The organism is Janthinobacterium sp. PSPC3-1, from assembly GCF_049896105.1.
Lineage (GTDB): Bacteria > Pseudomonadota > Gammaproteobacteria > Burkholderiales > Burkholderiaceae_D > Janthinobacterium.
In genome coordinates this window covers 20102-27806 of sequence record NZ_JAFCTQ010000058.1, presented here as the reverse complement: position 1 = coordinate 27806, position 7705 = coordinate 20102, and the positions used below count along the sequence as shown (strand labels likewise).

The window sequence follows — 7705 nt, the reverse complement described above, 5'->3', positions numbered from 1 at the left end:
CATGCGACCTTGGACAGCAACGCGCTTCAATAGTGCCCGCGGGAGAGGTAAGCAGAATGTGCCGCCCTAGAAAAAAATAGGCAAAACCGGTAGCACTTTTTTCTTTTCATACGGGATATCAGGTATCACTCCCATCTTGACTGAAAAGGATCACCTTCATGTTGCACCCAATGTCACCGTTCCCCCTGCGCCGCATGGCCCAGGCCGTTTTGCTGGCCGCATTGTCGATGGGCGCCGGCGCCACGCTGGCCCAGTCGCCAGCGGAAGCCCGGCGCCATGTCGAGATCGCCGCGGGCACGCTGGACGGCGCGCTGAACCGCTTCGCCAGCAGCACCGGCATCCTGCTGGCCATCGACGGCAAGCTGACCGCAGGCAAGACCAGCAGCGGCCTGAAAGGCGACTACACCGCCCAGCAGGGCCTGGCGGCCCTGCTCGAAGGTAGCGGGCTGGAAGCCGTGGCCCAGCCGAACGGCGCCTATGCGCTGCGCAAGGCGATCGCCACCCAGGCCGGCGCCATGCCGGAACTGGTGGTAACCAGCACCGCCGATACGTCGTCCATCGACCGCGTGCTGATCACCGGCGCCAGGAGCGGCAACGACCTGGCGGGCGGCCGCGTGGCGCGCGCCGGCGGCCTGGGCGTGCTGGGCTTTGCCGACGTGATGGACACGCCGTTCAGCACCACCAATTACACCGCCCGCATCCTCGAAGACCAGCAGGCCCGCACCCTGGCCGACGTGGTCGTCAACGAGGCATCGGTGCGCACCATGACCTCGACCGGCGGCTTCAGCGAAGACTTCCAGATCCGCGGCTTCAATGTCACCAGCGGCGACGTGGGCCTGAACGGCCTGTACGGCCTCACGTCGTCGAACCGCATGCCGACCGCCTTCATGGAGCGCGTCGAAGTGCTCAAGGGTCCGGGTACCCTGATGTACGGCATCAGCCCGAATGGCAGCATCGGCGGCAATATCAATGTCGTCACCAAGCGCGCCAAGGACGAGCCCATCACCAGCCTGACCGCCACCTATGAAAGCGCGGCCCTGCTGGGCGGCCACCTGGACGTGGGCCGCCGCTTCGGCCCGGACAACGCCTGGGGCGTGCGCTTCAACGGCGCCTACCGCAAGGGCGACACCAATATCGACGGCGGCAAGCAGGAGTTTGGCCTGGTGGCGCTGGCGCTGGACTACCGTTCCGACGCCCTGCGCTGGTCGGTGGACAGCTATGCCCAGCGCGAAGACACCGACAACTTCCGCGCGCAGACCGGCTTCCGGCCCGGCATCACCCGCCTGCCACAAGCGCCTTCCGGCCACCGCGCCGTGTATTCCGGCGCCGACCTGGCGCTGCGCGACGCCACCATCGCCTCGCGCCTGGAATACGACCTGTCGCCGCAGATCATGCTGTACGCCGCGGCCGGCTACCATTACGGCGCCAGCGAACAGGATTTTCCGTCGGCGCGCAGCGGCGATGGCATGGATGAGCTGGGCAACCTGCGCATCAGCAGCGCCTGGTACGACGCGGCATCGCGCAGCAAGACCGGCGAAGTGGGCGCCCGCGCACGCTTCAACACGCTGGGCGTGCAACACGTGCTGACGCTGACGGCCTCGCGCCTGGAACAGGAAGCGGGCAGCTTTTACCTGGCGGCGCCCGCCAGCACCAAGCTCGATTCGAATATCTACGCACCGGTGCCTGTGTACCAGGTCACCGGCGAACGCCTGTCGCCGACCAAGACCTCCGAAACCCAGCTGACCAGCATGTCGCTGACGGACACCGTGTCCTTCGCCGACGGCCGCGTCATGCTGACGGGCGGCCTGCGCCAGCAAAAGGTGCAAGCCCAGAACTTCAGCGCCGCCGGCGCGGTCACCAGCTCGTACAGCGAAAGCGCCGTCTCGCCGATCGCCGGCGTGGTGCTGCGTCCGCTGCCGAATGTTTCCTTGTACGGCAACTTTACCTCGGGCCTGACGCGCGGCTCGTCGGCGCCCGCCACCACCGCCAATGCGGGCGAGGTGTTCGCGCCGTTCAAGTCGAAACAGTATGAACTGGGCGTCAAGATGGAACACAAGCAGGTCATGACGGGCGTGTCGGTATTCCAGATCGACCGGCCGAACGCCATCACCGACCAGGCCACCAATATCTACAGCATGGACGGCACCCAGCGCAACCGCGGCCTGGAATTGTCCGCCGTCGGCGAAGCCGTGCGCAACCTGCGCCTGATGGCCAGCGCCACCATCTACGACGCCACGCTGAAACGCTCGGCCGGCGCGGTCAACCAGGGCAAGGACGCGATCGGCGTGCCCAAGTACACGCTCAACCTGGGCGCCGACTGGGACGTGCCGGGCGTACATGGCCTGAGCGTCAATGCGCGCGCCATCCACACCGCCGCCACGCCTTATGATGTGGCCAATACGCTGGACATGCCGTCGTGGACCCGGGTCGATGCCGGTGCCCGCTACCGCACCACCATCATGGGCAAGCCGGTGGCCTTGCGCGCCAGCGTGGAGAACCTGTTCAACAGGAACTACTGGCTGTCGAGCAGCACCTTGCTGACCGTCAGCACGGCGGCGGCGGCGCGCACCTTGCTGTTGTCGGCGCAGTTCGACCTGTAAGCCGTCAGCGCTCGCAAACCGCCGCCCTGGCCTCCTCGGCTGCCGGCCGGCGGCGGCGTGCCAGCCAGGCCAGCGGCAGCAGCGCCAGCAGCGATGTGGCGACGCCCGCCCACGGCGACGACGCCATCAGTTGGCGCGACACCATCAGCGCACCCAGCATCGAACCGAGCGAAATGCCGAGGTTGAAGGCCGAGATATTCAGGCCGGAAGCGAAATCGACGGCCTTCGGCGTATGACGCTCGGCCGTGGCCAGCATGCCGGCCTGCAGCGCCGGCGACAGCCCAAACGCAAACACGCCCCAGACAAACAGCATCACCACCATCATCCACTGCGAGCCGATCGCCAGCGCCACGCCCACTTGCGTGGCGGCCAGCAGCAACAGCATCAGGCGCAGCGCTTTTTGCCAGCCGATATGGCTGGTCAGATAGCCGCCGCCCAGGTTGCCAACGAAGGTGGCGGCGCCGAACACGATCAGCAAGGCGCTGGCCATGGTGGCGGAAAAGCCGGTGATGTCGGTCAATATCGGCGTAATGAACGTAAACGCGGCAAAGCTGCCGCCGAAACCGAACACGGTGACCGCCATCATGGTCAGGATGGGGCCGCTGCCGAGCGCCGCCAGTTGCGTGGCCGCCTTGCCGCCCGCCCCTTGCACCAGGCCCGCCGGCAGCCAGCGCGCCATCGCGGCCAGGCCCAGCGCGGCCAACGCCGCCACGGCAAAGAAGGGCAAGCGCCAGCCCATCAGGTTGCCGAGGAAACTGCCGAGCGGCACGCCGATCACCATGGCCAGGGTCAGGCCGGCAAACATCACGGAGATCGCCCTGCCCGCCTGGGCCTTCGGCACCAGGTTGGCCGCCACGGTGGCGCCGATGGCAAAAAAAGTGCCGTGCGCGACGGCGGTGATGACCCGGCCCACCAGTAACAGTTCGAAGGTATGCGACAGCGCCGCCAGCAAATTGCCGGCCAAAAATACCGTCATCAGCCCCAGCAAGGCCAGCTTGCGCGGCAGGCGCGACAGGCCGATCACCAGCAGCGGCGTGCCGATGGCCAGCGCCAGCGCATACAGGCTGACCAGCGAGCCGGCCGATTCGATGGAGATATGCAAGTCCCTGGCAATCGCCGGCAGGATGCCAACGACAATGAATTCGGTGACGCCGATGGCAAAGGCGCCGACGGCCAGCGACAGCACGCCGGGCGGCATTTTGGTAGTGACAACGGTAGTACTCATGCGATTCTCCGGCGATCAATTCAAGACCTTCAGTGTAGAGCCCGCAGTACTTTTGATATAGACTTCTATAATCGAAACACCTGTGAAATGGATTCAGCAATGGCCAGGCAAGATATCAACCGCTCGTTTGAAATGGCCGTGTTTGTCACGGTGGTGGAAGCGGGCGGCTTCACGGCGGCGGCGCGCAAGCTGGCGCTGACGCCGTCGGCCGTCAGCAAGCTGGTCAATCGCCTGGAAGCGCGGCTCGGTGCGCGCTTGCTCCAGCGCAGCACGCGCCAGCTGCACACCACGCCCGAAGGCGACGCGTTTTATGCACAAAGCAAGCGCATCCTCGACGATATCGACGGCGCCGAGCGCGAGGCGGCGCAAGGGGCGGCGCCGCGCGGGCGCTTGCGCATCAACTGCTTCGTGCCGTTTGGCGTGCGCCACCTGCTGCCCATCCTGCCCGAATTTGCCCGGCGCTATCCCGACATCGTGCTCGACGTGGTGGTCAGCGACGCCGTGGTCGACCTGCTGGAAGACCGCACCGATATCGCCATCCGCACCGGCAAGCTGAAGGAATCGAACCTGGTGGCGCGCAAACTCGGGGAAGACATGATGGTGGTGGTGGCGTCGCCCGGCTACCTGGAGCGCCACGGCACGCCGCGCACGCTGGCGGACCTGGACCAGCACAATCTGCTGGCTTTCAATTTTCGCTGCCAGAACGAAACCTGGCCTTTTCTCGATGGCGCGGGCGGCACGCTGCAAGTCACGCCGCAAGGCAATACGCAAATCAGCGACGGCGACAGCATGCGCCAGCTGGTGCTGGCCGGCATGGGCCTGGGGCGTTTTTCACGGCTGCATGTGCAGCCCGATATCGACCGGGGATTGCTGGTGCCGGTGCTGGAAGCGTTCAATCCGGGCGATAGGGAAATCGTCCACGCCGTCTTTGTCGGGCCGGGCCAGCAAGTGCCGGCGCGCGTGCGCGTGATGCTTGACTACCTGCTGGAAAAGGTCAAACTGGCTTGACCAGCCCACCACCGGGAGCATACCGATGAATACCAGCGAGCTGATCAGCATCTTGCACACCCGCTTCAGCAACAATATGCAGCGCCACCCTGGCCTGGCCTGGGAGCTGGTTCTCGCCAGGCTGGAAGCAGCGCCGGCGCATCTGCAGGCGTTGCAGGCAATGGAGGACACCGGCGGCGAACCGGACCTTGTAATCCTTGACGGCGACACCCACAGGCTGGCGTTTTGCGATTGCTGCGCCGAAAGCCCGGCTGGCCGGCGCAGCCTGTGTTTCGACCAGGCCGCATGGCAGGCGCGCAAGGACAACAAGCCGGCCGGCAACGCCATCGAGATGGCCAGCAAGATGGGAGTGGCCCTGCTGACGGAGGAGGAATACCGTCAACTGCAGCGGCTGGGCGAATTCGACCGGAAAACATCCAGCTGGATAGGTACGCCGGACAGCGTGAGAACACTGGGCGGCGCGCTGTTTGGCGACCGCCGCTACGGGCAAGTGTTTATTTATCACAACGGTGCCGAATCCTACTATGCGGCGCGCGGCTTTCGCGCCCTGCTGCGAATATAGCGGCAGGGCTACATCACCTCTTCCAGGTGCAAATGCTTGCCTTCATCGAGCATGATCTCGAACTCGCCCGCCGTCACCGCGGGGCTGAACAGATAACCTTGCAGCTGGTCGCACCCCAGGCTGCGCAGGAAGCGCATCTGTTCCGGCGTTTCCACGCCTTCGGCGACGATTTCCTGGCGCAGCTGCTGCGCCATGGTGACGATGGCGCGCGCGATGGCGCAATCGTTTTCCTCGTAGGGCAGGCCGATCACGAAGGCGCGGTCGATTTTCAGGGTGCTGATCGGGAATTTCTTCAAATACGCCAGGCTGGAATAGCCGGTGCCGAAGTCGTCCAGCGCCAGCGCCAGGCCCATGGCCACCAGTTCGTTCATGATCTCGATCACCTTGTCGGCGCCGCGCATCAAGAGGCTTTCGGTAATTTCCAGCATGATCTGGTCGGGCCGTACCTGGTAGCGTTCCAGCACGGCCGCCACCCTTGCCGGCAAGTGGGCGTCGAACTGGCGCGCCGACAGGTTGACGGCGATCACCGGCATGTGCAGGCCGCGGTCTTCCCATTCGCGGATCTGGCGGCAGGCTTCATCGAGCACCCAGGTACCCAGTTCCAATATCAAACTGGTTTCTTCGGCGACCGGAATAAAGACGCCGGGCGAGACCATGCCGCGCAGCGGATGCTTCCAGCGCAGCAAGGCTTCCGCGCCGACGATCTGGCCACTGCTCAAGCTCACTTTCGGCTGGTAATGCAGTTCCAGTTCCTGGTCGCCCAGGGCGAGGCGCATTTCGCTTTCCAGGCGCAAATGCTCCTTGGCGCGGCGATTCATGTCTTCGCGGTAAAACAAAAAGGTCGGCTCGATGGTCTGCGCCGCTTTCGCCACGGCCACGTCGGCAAAGCGGAACAGGGCCGGCGCTTCCATGCCGTCTTCCGGATAGACCGTAATGCCGATGCTGGCGCCCACATACAAGGCGTGGCTGTCGATGCGGATCGGCGCTTCGAGCAGGTTCAGCAGCTTTTGCGCCACATTCGCCGCGTGCTCGCGCTTTTCGATATGCAATAGCGCCACGACGAACTTGCTGTTGTCGACGCGCGCCAGGATATCCGCGTCGCGCAGCGCACCACGGAACAGTTCGCCGATGGCGATCACCAGCTGGTCGCCCACTTCGTGGCCCAGGGTGTCGCTGATCGAGCCGATGCGGCTGATGTCGATCACCATCAACGCGCCATGGGTTTCCTGGCGCTTCGCTTCGGCCAGGCCCTGCACCACCAATTGGTTCAGCAGGCAGCGGTTGGGCAAGCCGGTCAGGCCGTCGTAATTGGCCATGCGCTGCATGCGCGCCTCGGCGTCCTTGTGCACCGAGATATCGGAAAACAGGGAAAACACATGGCTGATGTCGCCGAATTCATTGCGCACCACGCTGATCGTCACGGCTTGCGGAAACAGTTCTCCATTCTTGCGCCGGCCGATGATTTCACCGCGCCAGGAACCGTGGCCGCGCATGGCGGCGCGCACCTTGGCGCGGAACTCGGCGTCGTGCACGCCCGAGCGCAGCAGGTCGGGTGTACGGCCGATCGCTTCGGCCGGCGAGTAACCGGTGATGCGGCTGAAGGAACTGTTGACGGAAACGATACGCTCATCGGCGTCGGTGATCAGCACGCCCTGCTCGCTGTCTTCGATGATGCGCGCGTGCAATTTCACCTTGTCGATATCGGGCAGCGGTTCGGCCAGCATCGACAGCCGCACGGCCATGCCGCAGGTCTTGCCGGACTGGTCGAGGATGGCGTGGCGCTGCATGCGCAGCCAGGTCAGCACGCCTGACTTCTTGCGGCGCAACACATCGACCGCCACTTCGGCCTGCGCCGGCAGCAGTTCCACCGGGCTGGTCTGCATGTCGTCAGGCGGATACAGGAACAGGATGTGCTGGCCCAGCGCTTCGAACTCGGCATAGCCGAACATCTGGTCGGCGCCATGGTTCCAGCCGATCAAATAACCGTCGAGGTCGATTTCCAGCAAGGCGTCGGCCGGCGCCAGGCGCAGCACGGGCCGGCTGGCGCCACGCAATTGCTCCAGTTCGCCCTGCAACTGCGCCAGGGTGGCGGCCAGTTGCGGGCCGCCCTGCTGCTGCGCTTCATGGCTCAGGCGCAAACACTGCGCGACCCTGGCCTCAAGCACGGCGCCTCCGCGCGACAGCAAACGGGGGAAGGCATAAAGTGGGCGCTACAGGGAATGTCATCATCAAAATCCCGTGATCGGGCTTGGAGTTTGGCGCAAAATGCTGCGAATATAGTAACCTGAAATTGTTGGCCTATGTCAACAT

General features: G+C 64.7%; 5 protein-coding genes. 3 read left to right on the top strand and 2 right to left on the bottom strand.

Annotated features, from left to right (window positions below; all coding sequences use genetic code 11):
- Positions 1-158 precede the first annotated feature (158 nt).
- Positions 159-2600, top strand: a complete 2442-nt coding sequence (locus ACP7B7_RS30120) for a TonB-dependent siderophore receptor (protein WP_426079132.1) — start codon at positions 159-161, stop codon at positions 2598-2600.
- 4 nt (positions 2601-2604) lie between these two features.
- Here the strand turns inward: ACP7B7_RS30120 and ACP7B7_RS30115 are convergent, their stop codons facing one another.
- Positions 2605-3825, bottom strand: coding sequence for an MFS transporter (locus ACP7B7_RS30115; RefSeq protein WP_426079131.1), 1221 nt, complete (start codon positions 3823-3825; stop codon positions 2605-2607).
- A gap of 99 nt (positions 3826-3924) precedes the next feature.
- Between ACP7B7_RS30115 and ACP7B7_RS30110 the strand changes: the two genes are divergently transcribed.
- A complete protein-coding gene (locus tag ACP7B7_RS30110; RefSeq protein ID WP_426079130.1) occupies positions 3925-4833 on the top strand; it encodes a LysR family transcriptional regulator in 909 nt (302 codons plus the stop codon).
- Between the two features lie 25 nt (positions 4834-4858).
- Positions 4859-5395 (top strand): DUF4256 domain-containing protein, encoded by a 537-nt coding sequence (locus ACP7B7_RS30105; RefSeq protein WP_426079129.1) that lies wholly within the window; start codon positions 4859-4861, stop codon positions 5393-5395.
- A gap of 8 nt (positions 5396-5403) precedes the next feature.
- On the opposite strand, the gene ACP7B7_RS30100 is transcribed toward ACP7B7_RS30105, so the two are convergent.
- Positions 5404-7560, bottom strand: coding sequence for a putative bifunctional diguanylate cyclase/phosphodiesterase (locus ACP7B7_RS30100; protein WP_426079128.1), 2157 nt, complete (start codon positions 7558-7560; stop codon positions 5404-5406).
- Positions 7561-7705: the final 145 nt, after the last annotated feature.